This window comes from Aquicoccus sp., assembly GCF_041686535.1.
GTDB lineage: Bacteria > Pseudomonadota > Alphaproteobacteria > Rhodobacterales > Rhodobacteraceae > Aquicoccus.
Map to the genome: position 1 here is coordinate 1 of NZ_JAWLDS010000001.1, position 26,338 is coordinate 26,338.

The 26,338-nt window shown below is 64.9% G+C and carries 22 protein-coding genes and 1 pseudogene; 1 reads left to right on the plus strand and 22 read right to left on the minus strand.

Annotated features, from left to right (window positions below):
• From ACESL9_RS00005 to ACESL9_RS00045, 9 genes and pseudogenes are all read right to left on the minus strand, one after another.
• A pseudogene (locus ACESL9_RS00005) lies at positions 1–430 on the minus strand (acetyl-CoA C-acyltransferase); the annotation flags it as partial.
• Positions 431–433: 3 nt separating this feature from the next.
• Positions 434–1,363, minus strand: a complete 930-nt coding sequence (locus tag ACESL9_RS00010; protein WP_372610478.1) for an SDR family NAD(P)-dependent oxidoreductase — start codon at positions 1,361–1,363, stop codon at positions 434–436.
• Positions 1,360–1,827, minus strand: coding sequence for a MaoC family dehydratase (locus ACESL9_RS00015; RefSeq protein ID WP_372610476.1), 468 nt, complete (start codon positions 1,825–1,827; stop codon positions 1,360–1,362). Before ACESL9_RS00015 ends, ACESL9_RS00010 begins: the two co-directional genes overlap by 4 nt.
• A gap of 1 nt (position 1,828) precedes the next feature.
• Positions 1,829–2,647, minus strand: a complete 819-nt coding sequence (locus ACESL9_RS00020) for an SDR family NAD(P)-dependent oxidoreductase (protein ID WP_372610709.1) — start codon at positions 2,645–2,647, stop codon at positions 1,829–1,831.
• A gap of 22 nt (positions 2,648–2,669) precedes the next feature.
• Positions 2,670–3,782 carry an acyl-CoA dehydrogenase family protein gene (locus ACESL9_RS00025; protein WP_372610474.1) on the minus strand — a complete coding sequence of 371 codons (1,113 nt, stop codon included), beginning with the start codon at positions 3,780–3,782 and terminating at the stop codon, positions 2,670–2,672.
• A 13-nt stretch (positions 3,783–3,795) separates the two neighbouring features.
• Entirely contained in the window at positions 3,796–4,959 is a 1,164-nt protein-coding gene (locus tag ACESL9_RS00030) for an acyl-CoA dehydrogenase family protein (protein WP_372610472.1), read from the minus strand.
• 191 nt (positions 4,960–5,150) lie between these two features.
• On the minus strand, positions 5,151–6,773 hold the full coding sequence (locus tag ACESL9_RS00035) for a DUF4139 domain-containing protein (RefSeq protein ID WP_372610470.1): 1,623 nt from the start codon (positions 6,771–6,773) through the stop codon (positions 5,151–5,153).
• 108 nt (positions 6,774–6,881) lie between these two features.
• Complete coding sequence (locus tag ACESL9_RS00040; protein WP_372610707.1) at positions 6,882–7,904, minus strand: aspartate-semialdehyde dehydrogenase; 1,023 nt, start codon at positions 7,902–7,904, stop codon at positions 6,882–6,884.
• Between the two features lie 84 nt (positions 7,905–7,988).
• A complete protein-coding gene (locus ACESL9_RS00045; protein ID WP_372610468.1) occupies positions 7,989–9,167 on the minus strand; it encodes an MFS transporter in 1,179 nt (392 codons plus the stop codon).
• A gap of 541 nt (positions 9,168–9,708) precedes the next feature.
• Here ACESL9_RS00045 and ACESL9_RS00050 point away from each other — a divergent pair.
• Positions 9,709–10,662, plus strand: a complete 954-nt coding sequence (locus tag ACESL9_RS00050; protein WP_372610466.1) for an alpha/beta hydrolase — start codon at positions 9,709–9,711, stop codon at positions 10,660–10,662.
• Positions 10,663–10,937: 275 nt separating this feature from the next.
• On the opposite strand, the gene ACESL9_RS00055 is transcribed toward ACESL9_RS00050, so the two are convergent.
• The 13 genes from ACESL9_RS00055 to ACESL9_RS00115 all read right to left on the minus strand — a co-directional run bounded on the left by ACESL9_RS00055 (position 10,938) and on the right by ACESL9_RS00115 (position 26,316).
• Positions 10,938–11,684: an SDR family oxidoreductase gene (locus ACESL9_RS00055; protein ID WP_372610464.1), complete on the minus strand. Its 747-nt coding sequence runs from the start codon at positions 11,682–11,684 to the stop codon at positions 10,938–10,940.
• Positions 11,681–12,178 carry a hypothetical protein gene (locus ACESL9_RS00060; RefSeq protein ID WP_372610462.1) on the minus strand — a complete coding sequence of 166 codons (498 nt, stop codon included), beginning with the start codon at positions 12,176–12,178 and terminating at the stop codon, positions 11,681–11,683. Before ACESL9_RS00060 ends, ACESL9_RS00055 begins: the two co-directional genes overlap by 4 nt.
• Positions 12,171–13,622, minus strand: a complete 1,452-nt coding sequence (locus ACESL9_RS00065) for an aldehyde dehydrogenase family protein (RefSeq protein ID WP_372610460.1) — start codon at positions 13,620–13,622, stop codon at positions 12,171–12,173. Before ACESL9_RS00065 ends, ACESL9_RS00060 begins: the two co-directional genes overlap by 8 nt.
• Positions 13,623–13,637: 15 nt before the next feature.
• Positions 13,638–15,230, minus strand: a complete 1,593-nt coding sequence (locus ACESL9_RS00070; RefSeq protein WP_372610458.1) for an ABC transporter ATP-binding protein — start codon at positions 15,228–15,230, stop codon at positions 13,638–13,640.
• Positions 15,227–16,075 (minus strand): ABC transporter permease, encoded by an 849-nt coding sequence (locus ACESL9_RS00075; protein WP_372674369.1) that lies wholly within the window; start codon positions 16,073–16,075, stop codon positions 15,227–15,229. Before ACESL9_RS00075 ends, ACESL9_RS00070 begins: the two co-directional genes overlap by 4 nt.
• Positions 16,072–17,019 carry an ABC transporter permease gene (locus ACESL9_RS00080; RefSeq protein ID WP_372610454.1) on the minus strand — a complete coding sequence of 316 codons (948 nt, stop codon included), beginning with the start codon at positions 17,017–17,019 and terminating at the stop codon, positions 16,072–16,074. The genes ACESL9_RS00075 and ACESL9_RS00080 overlap by 4 nt, the downstream gene beginning before the upstream one ends.
• Positions 17,020–17,198: 179 nt before the next feature.
• Positions 17,199–18,674 carry an ABC transporter substrate-binding protein gene (locus tag ACESL9_RS00085; protein ID WP_372610452.1) on the minus strand — a complete coding sequence of 492 codons (1,476 nt, stop codon included), beginning with the start codon at positions 18,672–18,674 and terminating at the stop codon, positions 17,199–17,201.
• 104 nt (positions 18,675–18,778) lie between these two features.
• Positions 18,779–19,984, minus strand: coding sequence for an NAD(P)/FAD-dependent oxidoreductase (locus ACESL9_RS00090; RefSeq protein ID WP_372610450.1), 1,206 nt, complete (start codon positions 19,982–19,984; stop codon positions 18,779–18,781).
• 4 nt (positions 19,985–19,988) lie between these two features.
• A complete protein-coding gene (locus ACESL9_RS00095; protein ID WP_372610448.1) occupies positions 19,989–21,659 on the minus strand; it encodes a thiamine pyrophosphate-dependent enzyme in 1,671 nt (556 codons plus the stop codon).
• Positions 21,660–21,828: 169 nt separating this feature from the next.
• Complete coding sequence (locus ACESL9_RS00100; RefSeq protein ID WP_372674371.1) at positions 21,829–23,106, minus strand: acetylornithine deacetylase/succinyl-diaminopimelate desuccinylase family protein; 1,278 nt, start codon at positions 23,104–23,106, stop codon at positions 21,829–21,831.
• 134 nt (positions 23,107–23,240) lie between these two features.
• Positions 23,241–25,181 (minus strand): 1-deoxy-D-xylulose-5-phosphate synthase, encoded by a 1,941-nt coding sequence (gene dxs, locus ACESL9_RS00105; RefSeq protein ID WP_372610444.1) that lies wholly within the window; start codon positions 25,179–25,181, stop codon positions 23,241–23,243.
• Between the two features lie 19 nt (positions 25,182–25,200).
• Positions 25,201–26,070 carry a polyprenyl synthetase family protein gene (locus ACESL9_RS00110; RefSeq protein ID WP_372610442.1) on the minus strand — a complete coding sequence of 290 codons (870 nt, stop codon included), beginning with the start codon at positions 26,068–26,070 and terminating at the stop codon, positions 25,201–25,203.
• 3 nt (positions 26,071–26,073) lie between these two features.
• On the minus strand, positions 26,074–26,316 hold the full coding sequence (locus ACESL9_RS00115) for an exodeoxyribonuclease VII small subunit (RefSeq protein WP_372610440.1): 243 nt from the start codon (positions 26,314–26,316) through the stop codon (positions 26,074–26,076).
• Between the last annotated feature and the right edge of the window lie 22 nt (positions 26,317–26,338).

Genomic DNA, 26,338 nt, shown 5'->3' on the forward strand with positions numbered 1-26,338 from the left:
CGGGCTTGTGCTCCATGATCCACTTGTCGGCCAGATAGTCGGTGCGCATCTTTTCATTCTGGACAAGGGAAATGGATTCGACCCCGCCGCCGACGGCGATGTCCATGCCGTCATGGATCACCTGCTTGGCCGCAGTGGCGATCGCCATCATCCCCGACGAGCATTGCCGGTCGAGGCTCATCCCCGCGACCGACACGGGCAGACCCGCGCGAATCGCCGCCTGGCGACCGATATTGCCGCCGGTGCTGCCCTGCTGGAGGGCCGCGCCGATGATGCAATCCTCGACTTCGGAGCCGTCGAGCCCGGCACGCGAAACCGCGTGGCTCACCGCGTGGCCGATGAGGGTTTGCGCCGATGTGGCGTTGAACGCACCGCGATAGGCCTTGCCGATCGGGGTACGGGCGGTGGATACGATAACTGCGTCACGCATGTCTTAATCCTTTTGGTCGAGTGAGATGCCACGCAACTGCGCGGCCATCCGGATATACTTGTTGGTCTGGTCGAAGGCCCCGGGCATTTCGGCCTGACCTTCCGGGTCGCGGATACGGGCCATGTTGGCCATCACCGCCTCGGGCGTCAAATCATCATCGCCCAGCGCCACGCCCGGCGTTTCGTAAACCTTGGTTTCGGCAAAGCACCCGCCGCCCGCGCCAAGGATCATTTTCGAGGGCGCGTCCTCGGCCACCAGCGCCAGAAGGCCCGGGGTGATGGTTTCGGGTTTCAGCAGAGGCAGCACCTCGGGCGGCAGCAATTCCTCGGTCATGCGCGTCGCCGCCGTCGGGGCGAGCATGTTGACGCGGATATTCTTGCGGTGGCCCTCCTGGTGCAGCACGTTCATCAGGCCAAGCATCGCCGTCTTGGCCGCGCCATAGTTCGACTGGCCGAAATTGCCGTAAAGCCCCGAGCCTGACGTGGTAAAGACAATGCGGCCGTATTCGCGTTCGGTCATGTGACGCCAGAGCGCATGGGTGCAGTTGACGCTCCCCATCAGGTGGACATCCATCACCAGCTTGAAATCCTCAAGGCTCATCTTGGCAAAGGTCTTGTCGCGCAGGATGCCCGCGTTGTTCACGAGGATATCGACATGGCCGTATTCGGCAATCGCGGCGCTCACCATCTCCTGCACCTGGTCGGGGTCGGCCACGTTGGCGCCATTGGCGATGGCATGTCCTCCACCCTCGCGGATCTCCTTCACGACCGCCTTGGCGGCCTCGCTCGATCCGCCCGATCCGTCGCGCGCAGCACCCAGATCGTTGACCACCACCTTGGCCCCGCGCGCGGCCAGGCCCAGCGCATGGCTGCGGCCAAGTCCAGCACCGGCACCGGTCACGATGGCCACGCGGCCGTCAAATCGAACTGTCATGATTCTCCTCCGAAATAGCGCCGCCCGATCCAGTCGGCGGCCAGCGCGGGTTTCTCCTCGCCCTCGATCTCGACCTCGACCGAGGTATGGGTGGTCACGAAGCCGGGCTTGCTCTCATCGAGCGCGGTCAGCGTGAAATGCCCCCGGATGCGTGCACCCGCCGGCACCGGCGACAGGAACCGCACCTTGTCGAAGCCGTAATTCACCCCCATCGCCACGTTTTCCAGCACCGGCATTTCATAGACCATGGCCGAGAGCATCGAAAGCGTCAGGAACCCGTGCGCGATGGTCGTGCCGAAGGGGGTTGCCTTCGCCGCCTCCAGGTCCACATGGATGAATTGCCAGTCCTCGGTGACATCGGCAAAGGCGTCGATGCGCTTCTGGTCGATGGTAAACCAGCTCGATGTGCCCATCTTCCTGCCCACGAGGGCGCGCATTTCCTCCAGTGTCAACGTTTGTGCCATGTCACAGATCCTCGTTGAACAGGCTGCCCTGCGCCTTCGACTGCATCCCGCCCGACAGCGGCAGGATCGCACCGGAAAGATAGGCTCCTCCCCGTCCGCAAAGGTATTGCAGCGCACCCGCGATATCCTCCGGGCTGCCCACGCGGCCCAGCGGCACGCCTTCGGCGGCCTTGTCCTGGCCCTCCTTGGTGGCAATGGCAAAGGCCGTCATCTTGGAGACGAACGGCCCCGGCGCGATGGCGTTCACGGTGATATGCTCGGGCGCAAGGTCGTTCGACAGAACCCGCGTCATGTGATGCACCGCCGCCTTGGACACGGCATAGGAATAGGTCTGCGTTCCTTTCGGAATATCCCCCATGACCGAGCCGACGTTGACCACCCGCGCCGGATCATCCCGCGTGGCCGCCTTGCGCAACAGCGGCAAGAGCTTCTGCGTGAGGTGGAACATCCCCTGCACGTTGAGCTTCATGAGCTTGTCCCACGCCTCGTAAGGGTGCTCGCCCAGCGGCGCCCCCCATGTGCGGCCCGCGTTGTTCAACAGGATATGCAGGGTGTCGGTGCGCGCCTCGACCTCTTTTGCGATGGCGTCGATGCCCGCTTCGGTCGCCACGTCGCCGCCGAACCCCTCGACACGGCCGGGCAGGCCCAGCGCGTTGACCTCGTTTGCCACCGCCTCGCAGGCATCGGCCTTGCGTGAACAGATCAGAACCCGCGCGCCTGCAGCGGCCAGCCCCTCGGTCGCCATGCGCCCGATTCCCGTCGCGCCCCCGGTGATAAGCGCCACCTTGCCGCTCAGATCAAACAGTGCCGATGGTGTCATGGTGCTCATGCTCATTCCTCCCTCAAAGCCCGCGCATGGCCGCGACGATCGCTGCATGGTGGCCGTAATCGCCGAGCCATTCTGCACCAACGCGGGCGCGTTTCATGAAAAACCCTGCGTCATAGTCATCGGTCATGCCGATGCCGCCATGCATCTGCACCCCCTCCATGACGGCCAGTTTCGCGGTCTGCGTCGCCCGTGCCTTGGCCACACTCACCGCCAGCTGCGCATCCTCCGGCGCCTGGTCGAGCACCCGGCCCGCATGGGCCACGGCGCTGGTCGTCACCTCGATCTCGGCGAAAAGATGCGCGGCGCGGTGTTGCAGCGCCTGGAACGATCCGATGGCGCGGTCGAACTGCTTGCGCTCCTTGAGATAGCCCAGCGTTATCGCCGAAATCCCCGCCGTGAGCCCCGAAATCTCGGCCGCCAGCGCCGCCTGGCCCGCGCGCAGGCCCGGGGCCAGCGCGGCCAGCCCGCCGCCGACCTCGCCCACCACGTCATCGCCCGTGGCCTCGACATCCTCGAATTCGAGCGTCGCGAAATCGCGCGCGTCGATGCTGTCTGCCGCGCCGCGCGCAAGCCCTGCGCGGTCTGCCTCGATGTCGAAAAGCGTGAGCCCCTCGTCGCCCTCGCCGCTTCGCGCCAGCACAAGCACCCGGTCGGCGCTGGCCCCGTCAGCGACGAACACTTTCCGCCCCGAAAGGCGGAACCCGTTGCCCTCTGGCCGCGCGTCCATCGCGGTCAGGTCTGGCGCATGCTTCGGCCCCTCGTCCACGGCCAGCGCGTAAAGCGCCGCGCCCTCGGCGATCTGAGAAAGCCGCTCCGACCCCGCCGCGCGCAACGCGCTGGCCGCGATCACCGCCGACGACAGGAACGGAGAAGCGGCAAGCGTCCGCCCCATCTCCTCGGCCAGGATGCCCGCCGCCCGGTGGCCCATGTCGGCCCCGCCATGCTCTTCGCCGATCAACACCCCGGCCCAGCCCATCTGTGCCATCTCGCGCCAAAGGCCCGGATCGAACGCCCGGCCCGCATCGCGGTTGGCGCGAAACGCGCTCACCGGTGCATTTTCATCCAGAAACCCGCGCGCAGCATCGCGCAGCATCACCTCGTCTTCGGTATCGACAAGTCTTTCCATCACCCGGCCCCCCTTATTTCGACGGCAATTCGAGAACGCGCTTCGAGATGATGTCGAGCATCACCTCGGACGTGCCACCCTCGATCGAATTGGCCTTGGAGCGCAGCCACGGCGCCGCCAGTCCTTCGCTCCAGTCGAGCGCATCGGAGCCGCGCGCCGACATGACGATCTCCTGCCGCCGCTTGTTGAGTTCGGTGCCGTAATACTTGAGCATCGCCGAGGCATGGCCCACCCCCGCGCCGCTTTCGGCGATGTCCTTGTAACGCTCCATGGTCAGGCCAAAAGCCAGGGTGTCGACCTCGAGCTCCATCGCCTGCGCACGGATCACCGGATCGGCCCCGGCCACCATGTCCATGTCGCCGATCGCCTCCGACAGGGTCGCGCCCGCGATCAGCCCGCCACCGCCCCCGCCGATCATCTCGCGTTCATGGGTAAGCAGGTATTTCGCCACGTCCCAGCCGCGATTCATCTCGCCCACGATGGCGCCCTCTTTCGGCACCTTCACGTTGTCGAAAAAGGTCTCGCAAAACGGCGACGCGCCCGAGATCAGGCGAATGGGCCGGGTCGTCACGCCGGGCGTTTCCATGTCGATCAACATGAAGGAAATGCCCAGGTGCTTGGGCGCCTCGCGGTCGGTGCGCACGAGGGCAAAGATCTTGTCGGCCTTATCCGCGTATGAGGTCCAGATCTTCTGGCCATTGACCAGCCAGTGATCGCCCATGTCCTCGGCCCGGGTCTGCACGTTGGCCAGGTCCGACCCCGCGCCCGGCTCGGAATAGCCCTGGCACCAGCGGATGCGTCCGGCCGTGATCTCGGGCAGGTGCTCGGCCTTCTGCGCATCGGTGCCGAACTTCAAGAGCGCCGGGCCCAGCATCCAGATGCCGAAACTCTCAAGCGGCGATGGCGCGCCCGCACGGTTCATCTCGTCGCGCAGGATCTTTTCCTCGTCCCGGCTCATGCCCCCGCCGCCATATTCCACGGGCCAGCGCGGACAGGTCAGCCCGCGGGCATGGCACCGCTCCAGCCAGTCCTTCTGCGCCTGCGAACGGAATTGCCATTTGCGCCCGCCCCAACAGATCGTATCCTCATTTCGCGGCTGCCCACGCAATTCTTCGGGCAGGTTGGCCGCGATCCATTCGGCGATCTCGGTGCGAAAGTCTTCCAGCTTGTCGGGCATCTCCGGTCCTCCCTGAAATGATGGGTCACGGCACACCGGAATCCGGCATGGTGCAAGAGGGCAGCGTACCTGACGGTGCGTCATTTGATCCATGCCGCAACGTCCCGCGCCGACCCCGGGGTTCTTTCTTGGAACAAATACTCAAACCCCGGCCCGACATCCGGTCAGGCACCGCGAGGACGCGGCACGGTTCAGCGCAGCACCTTGCCCTCCGGCCATTCGAGGCTGTAGTTCAGCTCGATCTCCCGCGTCTCGCCCGCACCAACCTCGATCTGCCAGCCCAGAACGCCCTTTCGGTCGTCCACGTCCACCTCTTGCGGGCGCGGTTGCGCGTTCCAGGTGATGACCAGGTCCTCCTGTTCGGAATAGGGCACCTGGTCGAGCAAGCGCAGGCGCCAATCCTCCCCGGTCAGGTTCTCCGCCTCGATCCGCACCCTCTCGGCCAGCCGGGTCGATCGGCTCAGAATGCCGCGGTCGCCCTCGACCCGCTCGGCCAGACGCTTGAGCCGCAATCCCTCGATCGGCCCGAATCCAAGCCGCGCCTTGCCGCCCGCCGGGATCATGCGCCCCCGCGTCTCACCCAGGTAGTCGCCATCGCGGAAAAGCTGCGTGGCGACGCTGGGCAGGATCATCTCGCCGCTCGTGTTGGTGAACTCGGCCACCAGGAATGCGGTCTCGTCACGCTTGGGCACGGCCAGCGCCATGACCTCGGCTGCCAAGGTCAGATCGTCCAGCGCAAGCCGCGACTGGTCCGCGCCCGAGGCGAGGTCAAGCGCGCCCTCGTAGCTGTAGGTCACGCTGAACCTGCCGATCTCGGTCTCGGCGCGATCCTCCGTCACCATCGCCTCGGCCGTCGGCATGTCGGCCATTGCCCCCGACTCCGCCTCTTTCTGCGATCGGACCATCGGCCCGATCTCCTCTGGGTCGCCGATGCGCCGCAATTCCGGCCAAAGCTCACCGGGCTCCACTGCGCCGCTGGGCTGATTGGTCGAAAGGCTGAGCGCGACCTCCTGCCAGTTCTCGCCGGTCTCCTGGTGCACCAGCGCCCCGCGGCCCAGCGTGATCTCCCCGGCCTCCATGTCGAGATACGCATCATAAACCGGGCTCCAGCCAGCATCGGGGTGGAAATAGGTGATCTCCAGCATCCCCTCAGTCGCGTCCTGCGCCGTGATGCCCACCGTGACAAGGTTGCGTGACCCGCTCTCGGGCACGAGTGCGGCCAGCGCCTGCCTTGCCGTCTCAAGCTCCCGCTCCAATGCCTCGACCTCGCGATCGACGGCGCGGGCCTCGCCCTCGGCCGCCAGCGCAGCCTGCCGTGCGGCCAGCGTTTCCTCGCCCACCATGCGCGCCACCTCGCGCAGCGTGTCCGCACCAACCCCGCTTAGCGCATCCCCCTGCCCGAGCTGGCGCAAGAAGGCGATACGCGTATCCGCTGCCTCGCCTGCCGCCCGGATCGCCGCGGCCTCGTCCGACTTGGCGCGCACCGCCTCTTCCAGCCGCGCGACCTCGTCGCGCGCGGCCCGCACGGCATCGCTCTCGTCGTCGGGGCGTGGCGGCACGAAATCCTCCCGCGTCGATACCGCCCCCATCCTGGCCCCCGTGACCCCGATTCGCAGGCTTTCCATCGGCGTGCCGCGGGGCAGGTCGATCAGGCGCAGCTCATGCACGCCCGCCGGGGCCTCGAACGGCACCGCCCGCGTGATGCGGGCCCCTTGCGGAAACAGCGTCACCTCGCCGACCCGGCTGGTCAGCGGGATCGTCTCGGCAAGCGCCAGGCTGGGCAAGAAGACGAGAACAAGGGGAAGGGCACGCATGGTCGGACTCTCCGGGCAAGAATACTGTCCCGATCAAACCCCATCGTACCTGCAATGAAAAGGGGCGCCCGCAAGGACGCCCCCTCGATACGCGACCTTTGGCCGGTCTCAACCCTTCTTGAGAACCTCGCGTCCCAGCAACTCGGCGATCTGAACCGCGTTGAGCGCCGCACCCTTGCGCAGGTTGTCGCTCACGCACCACAGGTTCAGCCCGTTGTCGATGGTCGAATCCTGTCGGATGCGGCTGATGAAGGTTGCGAAATCGCCGACGCATTCCACCGGTGTGACGTAACCGCCATCCTCGCGCTTGTCGATCACCATGAGCCCGGGGCTTTCGCGCAGGATGTCGCGGGCCTCGTCCTCGTCGAGAAACTCCTCGAACTCGATATTGATCGCCTCGGCATGGCCGACGAAGACCGGCACCCGCACACAGGTCGCAGTGAGCTTGATCGCCGGGTCGATGATCTTTTTCGTCTCGACCACCATCTTCCACTCTTCCTTGGTCGAGCCGTCCTCCATGAAGACGTCGATATGCGGAATCACGTTGAACGCGATCTGCTTCTGGAACTTCTTCGGCGGCTTGTCGTCGGTCGGGTTGTAGATCGACTTGGTCTGATCCCAAAGCTCGTCGATTCCCTCTTTCCCGGCGCCCGAAACCGACTGGTAGGTGCTCACCACCACGCGCTTGATCCGCGCCCGGTCATGCAGCGGCTTGAGCGCCACCACCATCTGCGCGGTCGAGCAGTTGGGGTTGGCGATGATGTTCTTCCTGGCATAGCCATGCACCGCCTGCGGATTCACCTCGGGCACGATCAGCGGCACCTCGGAATCATAGCGATAGAGCGACGAGTTATCGATCACCACGCAACCGGCCTTGGCCGCCTTGGGCGCGTAATCCCTGGTCGCCTCCGAGCCCACGGCGAAAAGCGCCATGTCCCAGCCGGTGAAATCGAATTGGTCGAGATCTTCGGTCTTGAGTGTCCTGTCGCCAAAGCTCACCTCGGTACCAAGGCTCCGGCGCGAGGCGAGAACGGCGATCTTGTCGATCGGGAATTCACGCTCGGCAAGGATGTTCAGCATTTCACGGCCCACATTGCCCGTGGCGCCGACAACGACGACATTATAGCCCATTTCGGGGTCTCCCATGTTTCAACGACGCGGGTCATACATGAGCCGCGCCCGGGTTGAAAGCGAAACCCGGGGCAGGACGCATGACTATGCCGTCCGGTCCTCGGCAAAGAGATAGATCACCAACCCGATCAGAACCGCGATGGCGAAAAACCCGAACAGCACCTGGTAGGAGTAATCCACGCCCCGCCCCGCGCCCTCGGCCGCGGTGTAAAGCTTGCCACTCGCCACCTGCATCAGGCCCACGCCACCGATCCCGAAGAGGTTCATCAACGTGACCCCCCGCCCCACCAGGTGCGGGGGATAGAAACTGCGCCCATGCGCCATGAGCACGGGAAACGAGGCACCGAAGAACCCCACCGCGGCACACAGGACCACCGCCCGCCAGACCACGTCATGCGGCAGCACCGCCAGCGCCGTGACCGCGGCAAGCCCGACAAGGTTGCCGAAAAAGATCACCCATTTGCGCGTGCCCATGATCCGGTCCATCGGCCCATAGGCAAAGGTACCCGCGATCATCGCCACCCCCATGATCAGCGTGACATTGCCCACCAGCGCGGGCGAGGCGGCAAACACATCCGCGAAATAGGGCCCGATCCACAGTCCCCTCAATCCCGCCGCCGGGGCATACTGGACCGCCATCAGCGGAAAGATCAGCCAAAGCGCCGGCATCTTCAGAAGATCGAGAACCGAACCGCGCGCCTCGCTCGCCACCTTGTCGGGGTCGCGCACCATCACGAAAAGGCCAAACGCCGTGGCCGCGCTCACCGCTGCCATGATCCACATCACCGGCCGCCAGCCCAGCGCCTCGACCGCCAGCGTCAGCGGCAGCGCGCTGGCCAGGTTGCCCACCGACCCCACGCCCAGGATCACCGCCGCAAGCGTGGCAAAGACCCGCGCCGAATAGACCTGCGCGAAAATGAAATAGGACGCCATCAGGACCGGCGAACAGCCCACCCCGATCAACAGCATCGCGGCACTCACATGCGCGGGGCTCTGCGCCAGCGCGAAAAGCACGGCCCCTCCACCACCGCCGATGAGCAGCAACACCGACGCGGTCAACCGCGGCCCCACCTTGTCCAGCGCCCAGCCCACCGGGATCTGCATCAGCGCGAAGGAGAGGAACCAGAACCCCGAAGCGGTGGCCAGCGCCTCGGCGCTCGCCCCGATATCGCGCCCGAGGACCTCGGTCAGAACCGCGAGAAACGCGCGGTAGAACTGGCTCAGCACATAGGCGAATGTCAGCAGAATCAAATCGGCGCGCATGGTCTCACTCCCCTCGTTCACGGGTTAAGTGACACGGGCGCGCCGGATGCACAAGATTTGGGCAGAAAAGAAATACCGCCCTTTCATCTTGCCCCAAATACTCCCGCCCGAGGCCTCCGCGGACGAAGCCGCAAGGCCGCGGACGAGATATCCTGCGCGGCGCAAGCGCTCCTTTTCGGTCGGCACGGGCGCATGAGGCCACATGAATGTTCCATCATCCGAGCAAAAGCGTCGGCAAGACCAGTGCCAGAGCTTTCGGATTGTGACCTGTCCGCTTGATTTTGAAGAATGGTTTTCCGTCCCGCATGTGCGGCCATTCGCTGCGCGACGCCGGAGTGACAGATATGCGGGACACTGCAGTCATTCAACTCGACCCAGCGAGTGTCCGGTCTTGCGCAGGACAACATGAGCCGCGTCCATACCAGTCGGGCCTTTTGACAATGATCAATGCGCGGCTTCTCCGCTTAAATAGACTGACTGCGCACACGCTCTCAGTTGGTGTTGTTTGAATCCAAGGATTTGGAATACGGGAGGCGTCGAAATGAGTGTTCCACACGACAGCTATGCAGCACGTGATTATTTGCGACCGTACCTGCCGTTCCTTCCGGATATGATGCGATTGCCAAGGGAACCGGATGAGGAGTGGTGGGCATGGCGGGATAGCCAGGTCCATCTCGACCGGATCGACGCCGATGGTGCCCCCCTGAAGATCATTCTCTTGCATGGCGGCGGCGGAAACGGTCGCGTTATTGGGGCCTTTGGAGCCCTCGTGCACAGCCTCGGCTATAGCTACGTGGCCCCCGATCTGCCCGGGTTTGGGCTGACGGTGCCCGGACCGGATTACGACCCCGATTACCGGTCGTGGGTCGCCCTGGTGGCGGATCTGATCGAACGCGAGCAAAGCCGCGATGGCCTTCCTGTCGTGGCCTTTGGCGGGAGCCTGGGCGGCATGCTGGCTTACAACGCGGCGGCAGCAAGCGGTAAGGTCCGGGGCGTGATCGCCACGACCCTCGCCGATCCCCGCAACATTGAAACCCTGGACGCGTTGGCCCGCAGCAAACTCTGGAGCCGGGTCGGCAATCTGTTCATGAACGTATTCCCGCAACTCACCGATCGCGTGACGATCCCGGCGCGCATGATTTCAAGAATGGATGCGATGACCAACGATCCCGCCTTTTCGCGCGTTTTCGTCGAGGATCCGCTGGTCGGCGGCGCGTGGGTGAAAATCGGCTTCTACCGGTCCATGGCACGCTATGATCCGCCCATCGCACCTGAGGCGTTCGACCTCTGTCCACTGTTGCTGGCACACCCCGCCGAAGACACCTGGACGCCGTTGTCGGTCAGCCAGCCGTTCTTCGACAAGCTCGGGTGCGACAAGGAGTTGGTGATGTTGGAGGGCTGCGGTCATCTTCCGTACGAGGAGCCCGGAGTTTCTCAATTGCGCGAGGCGGTCCGGCGCTTCTTGGATGGCATTGTTCAACATTCAATCACATAGGTCCGACTCAATCTGCGGGTTCTAAGGGTTGTTTTGCGGCTACGCTGACTGATGGAATTCGCCCACTGTTGCCGCGAAGGTAGTAGAAGCCGCCTCGAAAAGGATGTGTCAAAGCCGACATTCGTTCACGTCGCAGCATTCGGTACTACTGGGCTCCAACCCGCCGGTCGTTGCACCCTGCGCAAAAGGCCGCTCTCGGTGAGGGGCCGGGCCGCCTGATCCGAAACAGGATCAACCCCATCGGCCCGAAGCCCCCCGTCGCCTGACAATTCACCTCAGATACAGCGCCCGCCATCCACCTCCATGCAGATGCCGGTGATCATCCCTGCCTCTTCGCTGCACAGGAAGGCCGCCGCGTTGCCCATGTCCTCGGGCGTCGAGAACCGGCCCAGAGGGATGGTCGAGAGGAATTTCGCGCGCATCTCGGGCGTGTCCTCGCCCATGAACGAAGACAAGAGCGGCGTCTCGCCCGCCACCGGGTTGATCGCGTTCACCCGGATGCCGCGCGGGGCAAGCTCCACCGCCATCGCCTTGGTCGCGGTGTTCACCCAGCCTTTCGATGAATTGTACCAGTTGAGGTTGGGCCGCGGGCTCAGCCCCGCGGTGGACGACACGTTGAGGATCGCGCCGGTCCCGCGCTCCTTCATATGCGGCACCAGCGCCCGGGCAAAAAGATAGATCGACTTGCAGTTGACCGCGAAAACCCGGTCGAAATCCGTCTCGCTCACCTCCTCCATCGGGGCGGGCATATGCGTGACCCCGGCATTGTTCACAAGGATATCGACCCCGCCGAATACCTCGCGCGCCTCGTCCACCACGCGCGAAACGTCGTCCAGAACGGCCACGTTCGCTGCCGATCCGAACGACCCCGCGCCCAGGTCTTCGGCCATTTCCATCGCGCCTTTCTCGTTGATGTCCACCACCATCACCTGCGCGCCCTCTTCCACGAACTTGCGCGCGATCCCCGCGCCGAACCCGCTTGCCCCGCCAGTCACGATGGCGGTCTTTCCGTTCAATCTCATGCTCTCTCTTCCCTTTGTCTCATCGCGCCATCCGGCGCCGTTTGCTCAACACGCGCCCGCCACAGCGGCAACAGGCGCCGTGTCACGCGCTCGCGATCCTCGATCCATTCCGGCTCGGCCCTGTCATGGCCCTCGTGATAGCGCGGATCATCCGTGCCGGTGACGATCACCGGCGCGTCCCCGAACTGATCGGCGGTGATATCGACGATCCGCGGCAGATCGCGCACCACTACCCAGATATGCCCGCGCGTGCCCTGCGGCGCACAGAACCCGCAATCACAGCCCATCGGACAGCCGAAGGCAGGCCGGGCATCGAATCCCGCTTCCCGCAACACCTCGACAAGGAACCGCGACGACCGCCCGCACGTCCCTTGCGAAAGGCTGCGCAAACCCTTGAGGGAACCGGTCTTGCGGTGCCATTCCGCCCAATGTGGTTCAAGAAACGCACGCACCTCGCGCGCGATCCGTTCCAGTTGGGCGACGTCCTCATCCATGGAAGGCCGCAACCGTCTTGAGCACGGTGAACCCATAGAGTGCCTCGAAGCCTTTCTCGCGCCCGTGGCCCGATTTTCCCATCCCGCCAAAGGGCAGTTCGACCCCGCCCCCGGCGCCGTAATTGTTGATGAAAACCTGCCCCGCGCGGAGCGCCTTGGCAAGCCGCATCTGCCGCGCGCCGCTCTCGCTCCAGACCGATGCCACCAGCCCGTAATCGGTGCCATTGGCGATCGCCACGGCCTCCTCCTCGTCGTCGAAGGGAATGGCGACCTGCACGGGGCCGAAAATCTCGTCGCGGGCCAGCGCATGTCCTGCGGACACGCCGGAAAAGAGCGTCGGCACCACGAAATTGCCACCCTCGGGCGTGTCGATCAGCTGCGCCTGCCCGGCGGTTTCAAGGTCCGCACCCTGATCGAGGAACCCGCTCACGATCCCCTTTTGCTTGGCGGAAATCAGGGGCCCCACATCCAGGTCGCTCATCGCCTGGCCGACCCGTAATTGCCCATAGCGTTCGGCCATACGGCCCACGACCTCATCGTAAACCCCGCGCTGGACGAGGATGCGCGACGAGGCCGAACAGGTCTGCCCCGCGTTCTGAACCCCCGCATTCACGAGGAACGGCAGCGCCGCGTCGATATCGGCGTCATCGAACACGACCTGCGGGCTTTTCCCGCCCAGCTCCAGCGTCACCGGCACCACGTTCTTGGCCGCCGCCGCCTGGATCATCGCGCCGGTGGCGACCGAGCCGGTAAAGCTCACATGGTCTATGCCGGCATGCCCCGAAAGCGCGGCCCCGGCCTCGCTTCCCAACCCCGGCACCACGTTCAGAACACCATCGGGCAGCCCCGCCGCCTTGGCCAGATCGGCAAAGGCCAGCGCGGTCAGGCAGGCATCCTCGGCCGGTTTGAGAACACAGGCATTGCCCGCCGCCAGCGCGGCGCCGACGCTGCGCCCGATGATCTGCATCGGGTAGTTCCACGGCACGATATGTGCCGTCACCCCGTGCGGCTCGCGCAGCGTGTAAACCGTGTAACCATCGAGATAGGGAATGGTTTCCCCGTGCAGCTTGTCCGCCGCGCCGCCGTAAAACTCCATGTAGCGCGCCAGCGCCACCGCATCGGCCCGCGCCTGTTTGAGCGGCTTGCCCACGTCCAGCGCCTCCAGCCGGGCAAGCGCATCGACCTTTTCCTCGACCAGCTTTTGCAACCGCATCAGGATACGCCCGCGCTCCACTGCCGGGGTGCGCGACCATACGCCATCATATGCCTTGCGCGCGGCCGCAACCGCCGCGTCCACATCCGCCCCTTGCCCGCGCGCGATCTCGCCGATCTGCTCCCCGGTCGAGGGGTTCATCAGCGGCAGCGTCTGGCCAGACGACGGCGCCACCCATTCCCCCGCGATCAGGCATTTCGACGGGTCGAACCACAGGTCATCAAGGCTCATCTCACTTCCTTTCCTTCAGGCCGCGCCACGGTCCGGCAGAACCGGCGCCGCCGCGATCAGTGTTTTGGTATAGTCATGTTGCGGCGCGTCGAACACAAGGGCGGTCGGCCCTTCCTCGACGATCTCGCCCGCCTGCATCACCATCACCCGGTCGGTGATCGTGCGCACCACGCTCAGGTCGTGACTGATAAAGAGATAAGTCAGCCCGAACCGCCCCGACAGATCGGCCAGCAGGTCGAGGATCTGCGCACGGATGCTCACGTCAAGCGCGCTCACCGCCTCGTCGAGGATGATCAGCTCGGGCTTGATGATCAGTGCCCGTGCAATCGCGATCCGCTGCCGCTGTCCGCCGCTGAACTCGTGGATATACTTGTGCCGGTCCTCGGCCGAAAGTCCCACGCTTTCCAGCGCCTCGGCAATCGCGGCATCCCGCCTGGCCCCCGTGGGCGGGTCGTCCAGAAGGTGAAACGGCTCCGTCACCAGCGGCCCGACCTTCCAGCGCGGGTTGAAGCTTCCGAACGGGTCCTGGAACACCACCTGCATCCGGCGGCGCACCTCGCGGTTGGGCCGGTGCCCGGTAAAGACCGGCTCACCGTCCAGCAGGATCTCGCCCGACTGCACCTCTTCCAGTCCCAGGATGGCCCGGGTCAGGGTCGATTTCCCACAGCCCGATTCCCCCACGAGGCCAAGGCTCTCGCCCTTCGCGATCTCGAAACTCACACGGTTCACCGCGCGGAAATGCTCCTGCGGCGCGAAAAGCCGCGTGCGCGGCAGGGCATAGTCGCGCACCACCTCCCGCACCTGCAAGAGCGGCACGTCGCGTCGGGTCTCGTCGCGTTCGGGCTGATGCCCCGACGCCTCGAAGAGTGCGCGGGTATAGGGGTGGCGCATCTCGGCAAAGACCCGCCCCGTCGGCCCCGCCTCGACCACCTCGCCATGCCGCATGATCACGATCTCATGGGCCATGTCCGCCACCACCGCGAGGTCATGCGTGATCAGCATGAGGCCCATCCCGTCCTCGTCCACCAAGCGCCGCAACAGCCGCAGGATCTGCGCCTGCGTCGTCACATCGAGCGCCGTGGTCGGCTCGTCCGCGATCAGGAGCTTGGGGCGCAGTGCGATCGCCATGGCAATGACCACCCGTTGCCGCTGCCCACCCGAAAGCTCGTGCGGATAGCGCGACAGCGGGAATTTCGCCTCGGGCAGTTCACAGCGTTCCAGCGCCTCGCGCGCCCGCGCCATCGCCTCGGCGCGGCTCACATCGTCGTGGATCAGGATGGTCTCGGCCACCTGCGCGCCGATGGTCTGGATCGGGTTCAGCGCCGTCATCGGCTCCTGGAACACCATGCCGACCTCGTTGCCCCTGAGCCGGCACAGGCTCTGTTCCGACAGCGCCAGCATCTCATGCCCGTTCAACGTGACCCGCCCGCGGCACATCGCCCCGTCGGGCAAGAGCTGCATCACCGAGAACGCGGTCATCGACTTGCCCGACCCGCTCTCGCCGATCACCCCCACGATCTGCCCCGGCGCAACTCCAAGCGACACCCCCTTGAGGATCGCCTCGCCATGGATGTCCAGATCCAGCCCCTCGATCTCCAGAAGGCTCATCGTCCCACCCTCCTGATCTTCGGATCGAAAAGATCGCGCAGCCCGTCGCCCATCAGGTTCAGTCCCAGAACCGTCAGAAGGATCGCCAGCCCCGGGAAAATCGCCATATGCGGCGCGATGGAAATCATCGTCTGGCTGTCGGCCAGCATCCGCCCCCAGCTTGGCAGCGGCGGCTGCGCCCCCAGCCCCACGTAAGACAACGCCGCCTCGGCCAGGATACCGAGCGAGAACTGGATCGTCCCCTGCACGATCAGCAGGTTGGTCACGTTGGGCAGGATATGCTCGAAACTGATCCGCGTTGCCCCCTTGCCCGCCACCCGCGCCGCCATCACGTAATCGCGGGTCCAAAGCGACAGCGCGCCCCCCCTTGTCAGCCGTGCAAATACGGGAATGTTGAAGATCCCGATCGCGATGATCGCGTTAAGCGCCGAGGCCCCGAAAACGGCGGTGATCATGATCGCGATCAAGATCGACGGGAAGGCAAAGACGAGGTCGTTGCCCCGCATGATCACCTCGTCGAGGAGGCTGCCCTTCCTCGCCGCCGCCGCCAGGCCCAGCGGCACGCCAAAGCCCATACCGATCCCGACCGCCACCACCGCCACCGCGATCGAGGTGCGCGCGCCGACCATGATCATCGACAGGATATCACGCCCGAAATGGTCCGTGCCCAGAAGGTGCGCCCCGCCCGGGCCCTTCATCCGGTCGGGGACATTCATCGACGTGATGTCATGCGGCACCCAGGCAAAACTCACCACCGCGGCCAGCACGAAAACCGCCGTCAGGACCGCTCCGAGGACAAGGCTGCGCGAACGCAGCGCAGCGCCAAGAAACCCGGTTTCCGTCATCCCCGCACCCTCAGCCTTGGATCGACCGCCGCATAGGCGATATCGACCGCGAAATTCACCACGATCACCGCAAAGACCAACAGCATCACCACCGATTCCACCACGATCAGGTCACGCGCGCTGATCGCCTGGAACACCATCCGCCCCAGCCCGGGCAGGGAGAACACGTTCTCGATGATGATCGCACCGGCCATGAGGAACGAGAATTGCAACCCGATGATCGTGAGCACCGGGATGAGCGCGTTCCTGAGCGCATGGCGCCACAACGCCTGGCGCTTGGTAAGCCCCTTGGCCCGCGCCGTGCGAATGAAATCCTCCGACAGCGTGTCCAGCAGCGATGAGCGCATCACCCGCGCAAGGATGCTCGCCTGCGGAAGGGCCAGCGCGATCGCGGGCAGGGTCAGCGATTTCATCGCCGGAAGGAACCCGGATTCCCAGCCCGCAAAGCCCCCCGCGCTGAACCAGCGCAGGTTGATCGAGAATACCAGCACCATCAGCATCGCGAACCAGAAATTCGGAATCGCCACGCCCAGTTGTGTCAGCCCCATCACGCTCACATCCGCAACGCTGCCACGCTTGCTGGCCGCCCAGATGCCCGCCGGAAAGGCGATCAGCGTCGAAAGCGTCAGCGCATAAAGCGCCAATGGCAGCGAAATCCAGAGCCGCTCGCCGATCATCTCCGAAACGGGCGTGCGATAGGTATAGGAGGTGCCGAAATCACCACGCAACATCCCCCCGACCCAGGAAAGGTAACGCTCCACGAGCGTCCCGCTCAGCCCCAGCTGATCGCGCAAGGCCGCCAGCGTCTCCTCGGTGGCATTCATTCCCAGCATGTAGGCCGCCGGATCGCCCGGCACGACCTCGACGAACAGGAAAATCACCACGCTTGCCACGACGAGCGAAAGCGAAAGCGATACCAGACGTTTGAAAGCAAATCTCAGCATTTACGCGGCACCGCGCATGGCTTCTTCCCCATCTTTCATCTTGCCGGAAGTACTCCCCGCCGGAGGCCCCGGCCTGCACCTGGCACAGCTGGGCTGCCGCGCCCCCCGCCCCCCGGGCGCAAGGGGGTGGGTGGGCGGGCCTTGCGCCCGAGGGGGCGGCCCGCCGCGTTTCCCTCAACCTATTCCCAGTAAACCCCGGTCATGTCCACGGCCTGGGTCGGCGCGTCCTTCCAAAGGCCCCGCACGCCCGCCTTGGCCACGGTCGGCGTGGCCAGCTGGAAGAGATAGCCGTTCACGTAATCCTCGCTGATGATGGTCTGCGCCTGTTTGAGAAGTTCACTGCGCGCCTCCGGGTCGGTGGTGCGGCTCAACTCGTCCATCAACGCCTGGAAATCCGGGTTGTCATACTGGAAATAGTAATCCGGCCGGGCATAGATGTTGATGTCCATCGGCTCGGTGTGGCTGACGATGGTCAGCCCGAAATCCTTGCCGTTAAACACCTGTTCCAGCCATTGCGCCCATTCGAGGTTGGAAATCTCGGTCTCGATACCCACGGCGCGCAACTGCGACGCGAGGATCTCGCCACCCCGCCGCGCATAGGAGGGCGGCGGCAGCTTGAGCGTGGTTTCGAACCCGTCTTCATACCCTGCCTCGGCCAGAAGCTCTTTTGCCAGTTCCGGGTCATGTTGCGAGTTGCCGGTCAGATCGACGTAATCGGGATGGTGCGGCGCGAAATGCGTGCCGATCGGCGTGCCAAGGCCGAATTGCGCCCCGTCGATGATCGCCTGGCGGTCGATCGCATGGGAGATCGCCTTGCGCACCTTCACGTCGTCCAGCGGCTCGACCTTGTTGTTCATCGCCAGGATCGTCTCGCCCTCGGTGCTGCCCACGATCACCTCGAATCGCGGATCGTCCTCGAACTGGGGCAGGTTTTCCGGCGCGGGAAAGGCGGTGAACACATCCACATCCTCGGCCATCACCGCGGCAAAGGCTGCGGTCGGGTCGGAAATGAACTTGAACGTCACCTTGTCGAGCTTCGCGGCCTCGCCCCAGTAATCGGGGTTGCGCTCAAGCGTGATGTTGTCGCCCTGCACCCAGTTCGCGAACTTGAACGCGCCGGTGCCGATCGGCGCCTGCTTGATATCGTCGATGCTCTCGGGCGCCACGATCACCGCGTCGCCCCAGGCCATGTTGAACAGGAAGCTGCCATCGGGCTCCGACAGCGTGACCCGGACGGTCAGCGGGTCGACCACCTCGACCGTCTCGATCCCCTCGAAAAGCACCTTCTGCGCGTTGGCGCTGTCCTCGGCCCGGGCGCGGTCGAGGCTGAATTTCACGTCCTCGGCATCCATCGTGGTGCCGTCGTGAAACGTCACCCCCTCGGCAAGGTTGAAGGTATAGGTCAGCCCGTCCTCGGAAATCTCCCAGTCACGCGCCAGCCCGGGGATGATCGACCCATCGGCGTCGAATCGCGTCAGCCCTTCGAATACGTTGGAATAAAGCACCGAATCGATGGCGCCCGCGGCCGCGCCCGTCGGGTCGAGATGCGGCGGTTCAAGCTGCATCGCCACCACGATATCGCTCTTGGCCAGCGCCCCGCCCGTGGCCATCATCATCGCAAGCGCACTTGCCGCGCCCAGTTTCATGAAAGACATCCCGTTTCTCCCCGTCTTGTCCGGCCGCAATCGCGGCACCTCAATGTCATCTGCGCCACTCTCGCCGCAAAACCTCGCGGGATCAAGCAACTGCATCCCGGCAATCAGATCACCGCCTTTTCCAGGAACGGCCGCCCGCTCACTACCCGCTCGAACCCGAGCGGCGACAGGTCGAGCGTGCGAAACCCGCCATGCGCGATCAACTCGCTCACCCCGCGCCCCGTGGCCGGCGCCTGTTGCAGCCCGTGCCCCGAGAACCCGTTGGCAAACATGAAATTCTCCACCTCCGGGTGCGGCCCGATCACCATGTTGTGGTCCAGCGTGTTGAACGCGTAATGCCCCGCCCAGAGGTTGACCACCTTCACCGCCTCGAACGCCTCGGACCGTTCGGCCAGAGCGGGCCAGATCACCTCTTCAAAGATATCGTGATGCGGCTCGAAATCGTCCCAGTCCACGGCCACGTCCTCGGCCGGCGGACAGCCGGTGAGGAAATACCGCCCCTCGGGCCGGCAATAGACCCCCGTGGGGTCGATCATCAGCGGCAATTGCCCGCCCTTCACCCGCGCGCTGCCCTGTGGCGAGCGGGCACAATCGAACACGAACTGCGTGCGCTTGCGCGGCTCGACCGGAATGTGCAGTCCGGCCATGCCCGCCACCCGTGCCGCTCGCGGCCCGGCGGCGTTGACCACCCAGCCCGCGCCAATCTCCTCGCCGCCGGCCAGACGCACTCCCGTCACCCGCCCGGCTTCGCGCGCGATGTCCACGACTTCGCCGGTGACATAATCCGCCCCCAACTCCCGCGCCTTGCCGCGAAACCCGCGGATCAGCCCGGTATTGTCGAACCAGCCCTCGCCCGACCGCCCGTAAGAGGCCAGCCGGATGTCATCCACCCGCAGATGCGGAAACGCCTCGGCCAGTTCATCGCGCTCCCAGAGCACCACATCGGCCCCGCAGGACAGCTGCACCGCGTGGTTCTCCCGCAGGATCGCCTCCTGCTCCGGCGTGCGCGCAAGGAACAGGTATCCCCCCTCGTGGAAATTCAGATCGATGCGCGTGTCCCCCACCTGTGTCAGATCGGCAAAATCGCGGATCACCTGCCCGCCATACTTGCTGATCTCGACATTGATCGCGTTGGAAAACTGCGTGCGAATACCCGCCGCCGAAAGCGCAGTGGAACATTGCGCATAGCTCGGGTCGCGCTCGACCACGAGAACCGAGCCGTCGAAATCGGGGTTCGATGTCAGGTAATAGGCCACGGCCGACCCGATCACCGCGCCGCCCACGATCACCACGTCATAGCGGTCCCGCATCACGCTACCCCTCTTGCGCCGCAAGCGCCGCTTCGCGCATCTGGCTAAGCGTCACCCGCGGGGTCAGCGCCTCGGGCGAGATCACGAGGTCGAGCACCGCACCCCCCTTGGCCGCGCGCGCCCGCTCATAGGCGGCGGCGAAATCCGCCGTGGTCTCGACCCGCTCCCCATGAAAGCCATAGGCGCGGGCCAGTGCCGCGAAATCCGGGCTCAGCATCGTCGTGCCCGACACGCGGGCCGGATAATGGCGCTCCTGGTGGGCGCGGATCGTGCCGTATATCCCGTTGTTGAGGATGAGGATGATCGGCTGCGCGCCCGCCTGTGCCGCGCTGGCCAGTTCCTGGCAATTCATCTGGAAATCGCCATCACCCGCGAAACACACCACCTCGCGCGCCGGATGGGCCAGCTTGGCGGCGATCGCCGCCGGCACGCCATAGCCCATGGCGCCCGATTGCGGGGCGATATGGCGCATCGCCGGGCCATACTTGATGAACTTGCCCGGCCATATCGCGAAATTCCCCGCGCCATTGGTCACGATCGCATCCTCAGGCAGGACCGCGCGCAGATGCGCCATGACCCGCCCCATGTCCACCGGCGAAGGCTGCTCGGGCAAGTCGAACCCCGCCTCATAGGCCGCGCGCCCCGCCTGCCGCCACGCTGCCCAGTCGCCCGTCACCGGCCCCTCGGCCAGGGTCATGGCAAAAGCGTCATGCCCCGCCTGGATGCCCAGCGCGGGCTGATAGACCTTGCCAAGTTCCCCCTCGGCCTGGTGCACATGGATGAGTCGCTGTTTCGGGATCGGCACGTCAAGAAGCGTGTAACCGTCGGTCGAGTTTTCGCCAAAGCGGTTGTTGATCGCAAGGATCACATCCGCCTCGCCAATCAGCCGCTTCACCGATGGCACCATGCCCACCCCGGCCTCGCCACAGAAAACCGGCGAATTGTTGTCGAACCGGTCGGCAAAACGAAAGGCCGTCACCACCGGAATGTCGCTCGCCTCGGCAAAGCGTTGCAGTGCCGCGCGGCCCGCATCGCTCCAGTTGCTGCCGCCGTAAAGGATCACGGGGCGCTTCGCCGCGCCAAGTATCGCGCGCGCCTCTGCCACCGCCTGCGGGTCGGGCTGCGGTTCGGCGAGCCGTGCCATTGCCTCCAGCGGCGCGGCATCGCTCCGGCTTGTCAGCATGTCCTCGGGCAAGGCCACGACCACCGGCCCCGGCCGCCCCGTGGTGGCGGTTTTCCACGCCCGCGCCAGGATCTCGGGAATGCGGTCCACGTCGTCGATCTCGACCGCCCACTTGGCGACCTTGCCATACATCGCCGGATAGTCGATCTCCTGGAACGCCTCGCGCCCCTTCATCGCGGTGCCGACCTGCCCGACCAGCAGGATCATCGGCACGCTGTCCTGCATTGCCGTATGGACCCCGATCGCGGCATTGGTGGCGCCGGGTCCGCGCGTGACCATGCAGATGCCGGGGCGCCCGGTGATCTTGCCCCATGCGGCGGCCATGAACCCGGCCCCACCCTCGTTCCGGCACAGCACGAAATCGAGGCTCCCTTGCGTGTCATGCAGCGCGTCCAGCACCGCGAGGTAGCTTTCCCCCGGCACGCCAAAGGCTTTGGTGGCGCCCAGCCCGACAAGGCTTTGCACCAGCAGTTCACCACCGTTCCGCATCATGTCCCACTCCCTGTTCCAGCGACGCGATCACGGTTCGCGCGCCGCGTTAACCCTTTTTCGCCCCGTCACCCGCGGTGCGACCCGGCAGCCGGGAATCATACGCCCGGCAGCCGGATGTCACCCCCCGATTTCTCGCCGAAAAACCGTGTTAACCCCGCCGGCCGGACCGTTAACGCAAGAGGTCGAGCAATGACCGCCCCATCACCTGCGCGCTCTCGACCATATCGTCGATCCCGACATATTCATCAGGCTTGTGCGCAAGGTCCAGGATACCCGGCCCATAGGCGATGCAATTCTTGAGCCGCCCGATCCGGTCGATATGCTTTTGATCGTAAGTTCCTGGCGAGACAACATAATTTGCCTCCTTGCCCATCACGTCGGAAATCGCGCGGGCGACCGATTGCACCACCGGCGCGCTTTTCTCGGTCATCGAGGGCAGCACGCGCTGCAACTCGCGCACGTCGAAGCGGAAATTCTCGCGCCGGCCCTGCACCGTGGTCAGCACGTTAAGAATTTCGGACTGAACCTCGTCGATATCCTCCTCGATCAGAAACCGCCGGTCGATCACCATCCGACAGCTATCGGGCACGCAAGGACTTGGCAAACCTGTATAATCTTCTGCCTGCTCGTTCTCGCCGCCATGGATCGAATTTATGTTGAGCGTCGATTGCTTGGCCCCTTCCGGCACCACCGGCATATCGGTCCGCTTGGTCGCCAGGAGCGGAAACAGGCTCGTCTCCATCTCCGCCATCACCGCCCCCATGTGCCGCACCGCGCAATCGCCCAAAAACGGCATCGAGCCATGCGCGATCTCGCCATGGGTCTCGATCTCGGCCCACCACACGCCGCGGTGGCCAAGGCAGATCCGATCCTTGTTGAGCGGCTCGGGAATGATCACATGTTGCACGCGATCTGGGGAAAAGTATCCTTTTTCAGCAAGATAGGCGACGCCACCAAAGCCCCCCGACTCTTCATCGGCGGTCCCGCTGATCTCGATCGCGCCCTTGAAATCCGGGCAGACGGCGATAAAGGCTTCGGCCGCAACGATGCTCGCCGCGAGGCCGCCCTTCATGTCACAGGCCCCGCGCCCGTAAACCTTGCCGTCCTTCACCTCGCCGCCGAACGGGTCGGTGGTCCAGCCGCGCCCGACCTCGACCACGTCGATATGCGAGTTGAAATGCACGCATTCTCCGGGCTGTGCGCCTTCTTTACGCGCGATTAAGTTCCAGCGCGGATACTTGTCGCTGTCACCGATCGCGCCTTCGGCACGCACGAGTTCGGTCTGAAACCCGTGCCGCACCAGCCGCCGGTCGAGAAAATCACAGATTTCCCGGTAATTATCACCGGGCGGGTTGAGCGTGGGAATCCGAATCAGTTCCTGCGTCAGTTCCACCAGATCGGCGCGGCGCGCCTCGATTTCCAGCATGAGTTTTTCGGCAAGATCCATGTGACGCACTCCCTTTCAATTCCGGCGCGATGATGCGCGCGACTTTCGGAAGAGTGCAACCCCCAGTGCCCGGGGAATGTTGCATCGAGCTGATCGAAACCGGGGCGTGCAAACAGCACCCCGTTCAGAAGCGTTCACGAAACGTGCCCTGCCCGCTTTCCCGAGATTCGCGCCACGCCCAACATATCCAGCACCTTTGCCTCGATATGCTCGGCGCTCAGCCCTGCACGGGCATACATTTCGTCTGGCGCCCCCTGGTCGAGAAAGGCATCCGGCAACACCATCGAGCGGAATTTCAGCCCTGTATCGAACACGCCCTCATCGGCCAGCAATTGCGCCACATGGCTGCCGAAGCCGCCCACGGCCCCCTCTTCGATAGTGATCAACGCCTCGTGCCGCGCCACCAGGTCAAGAATCATCTCGCGGTCCAGCGGCTTGGCAAAGCGTGCATCGGCCACCGTCGGGAAAATGCCCATGGCTTCAAGGGCTTCGCACGCCTTCGTCACCTGGGCCAGGCGCGTGCCAAAGGACAGGATCGCGACCCGCGCACCCTCGCGGATGATCCGGCCCTTGCCGATCTCCAGCACTTCCGGCACCTCGGGGAGTTCCACGCCCACGCCCTCGCCCCGCGGATAACGGAACGCGATCGGGCCGCTGTCATGCGCCGCCGCCGTCGCCACCATGTGTCGCAACTCCGCCTCGTCGGCGGCGGCCATCACCACCATGTTGGGCAGCGTCGCCAGATAGGTGATGTCGAAACTGCCCGCATGGGTGGCCCCGTCGGCCCCCACCAGCCCCGCCCGGTCGATCGCGAACCGCACCGGCAGGTTCTGGATCGCCACATCATGCACGACCTGATCGTATCCGCGTTGCAGGAACGTGGAATAGATCGCGCAAAACGGCTTCATCCCCCCCGCGGCCAGCCCGGCACAGAAGGTCACGCCATGCTGCTCGGCGATGCTCACGTCGAAGCACCGGCTCGGGTAACGCTCGGCCATCAGGTTGAGGCCCGTGCCATCGGGCATCGCTGCCGTCACGGCGCAGATCTTGTCATCCTTCGCGGCCAGTTCCACCAGCGTTTCACCGAACACGCTTGTATAGCTCGGCGCGTTGCTGGGCGCCTTCTTCTGCGCCCCCGTCACCACGTCGAACTTCGCCGTGGCGTGGCCCTTGTCATCCGCGCGCTCGGCCGGGGCATAGCCCTTGCCCTTGCGCGTCAGCGCATGGATCAGTATCGGCCCCGTCGCCCGCGCCTTGACCGTGCGCAGCACCGGCAAGAGCTGATCGAGGTCATGCCCGTCGATCGGCCCGAGATAGGAAAAACCCAACTCTTCGAACAACGTTCCGCCCACCGTCATGCCCTTGAGCATGTCCCTGGCCCGCTTCGCCCCCTCCTGGAAGAATGGCGGCATCAGGCTCACCGCGCCCTTGGCGGCGGCCTTCAGTTCCTGGAACGGCGGCTCGGCATAAAGCCGTGTGAGATATGAAGAAAACGCTCCCACCGGCGGCGCAATGCTCATGTCATTGTCGTTCAGGATCACGATCAGGCGCTTCTTCAGGTGCCCGGCATTGTTCATCGCCTCGAACGCCATGCCCGCGCTCATCGCGCCGTCACCGATCACCGCCACCGCATCACCCAGCCCCTCGGGGCAGGCCCCGCCCAGATCACGCGCCACGGCAAAGCCCAGCGCCGCGCTGATCGAGGTCGAGGAATGCGCCGCCCCGAACGGGTCATAGGGGCTCTCGCTCCGCTTGGTGAACCCGCTCAACCCATCCTTCTGCCTTAACGTGCGGATGCGGTCGCGCCGCCCGGTGAGGATCTTGTGCGGATAGGACTGGTGCGACACGTCCCAGATGATCTTGTCCTTGGGCGCATCGAACACCGAATGCAGCGCCACCGTGATTTCGATCACGCCCAGCCCGGCCCCCAGATGCCCGCCGGTCTCGCTCACGGCCGAAATCGTCTCGGCCCGCAGTTCCGCGGCAAGCTGCTTCAACTGCGCATCGCTCAGCCGTTTGAGATCGGCCGGCGCATGCACCGTATCGAGCAAAGGAGTATGGGGTCGTTCGGCCATGGTGCCGCCTGAAACCTGTTCACATCTCGCGGGCAATAACGAAGCGCGCGGCCTCCCGCAAGCATTCGGCTTCCGCTCCGTACCCAGATAATGCCTCGCAGGCCACATCGACAAGCTCTCTCGCGCGCCCTTTCGCCGCATCCATCCCCAGCAGCGAGACAAACGTGGCCTTGCCGGCCTCGGCATCCTTGCCCACCGCCTTGCCCAGCGCCTCCGGGTCGCCCTCGACGTCCAGCACGTCATCGGCAATCTGGAACGCAAGGCCCAGCGCATCGCCGTAGGCTCTCAACGCAGTTGTTTCGGCGTCAGCGAGCCGCGCCCCGCACGTGGCCGACCAGGTGATGAGCGCCCCGGTCTTGCCCGCCTGCAACCGCGTGATCTCGTCCAGCGTCAGGGACCGCGCCGCGCTCTCGGCGGCAATATCCAGCGCCTGTCCCAGAACCATGCCCTGCGCCCCCGCCGCGCGCGCCATGCTCAGCACCAGGTCGGCGCGCACCTGCGGGTCGGGGCTGCATTCCTCGCGCGCCAGCAACTCGAAACACAGGCTTTGCAACGCATCACCCACCAGCACCGCAGTCGCCTCGTCCCATTTGCGATGCACCGTCGGCAGGCCCCGCCGCAGATCGTCGTCATCCATGCAGGGCAGATCGTCATGCACCAGTGAATAGGCGTGCAGGCACTCCACCGCGCTGGCCGCCCAGATCGCCTGATCGTCGGACATCCCGTACAGCCGCGCGCCCTCCATGACCAGGAAGGCGCGCAACCGCTTGCCTCCCGCACTGGCATAGCGCATTCCCTCGGCGACAGGCTCTTCGCCCAGCGGCGTCATCACCTCGCCCAGATGCGCCGCGACACGCGCCACAACCTCTGCTAACCGGTCCTGGAACATGGGCTATTGCCCTTCGACAGGCTTCAACCCCGCCGGGTTGCCCTCGTCATCGAGCGTGATCGCCGCGACCTTTTCCTCGGCTTCCTTGAGCTTGCTTTCGCAGCGCTTTTTCAACTCGGCCCCCCGCTCGTAAAGCGTGATGGATTCCTCCAGCGCCACGTCACCGCGTTCCAGCTTGCCAACCACCTGTTCCAGCTCGGCCATGGCCTCTTCGAATGTCATCTCTGAAACGGGTCGATCGGTCATCTCGTGCTCCTTGGCGGCCTGT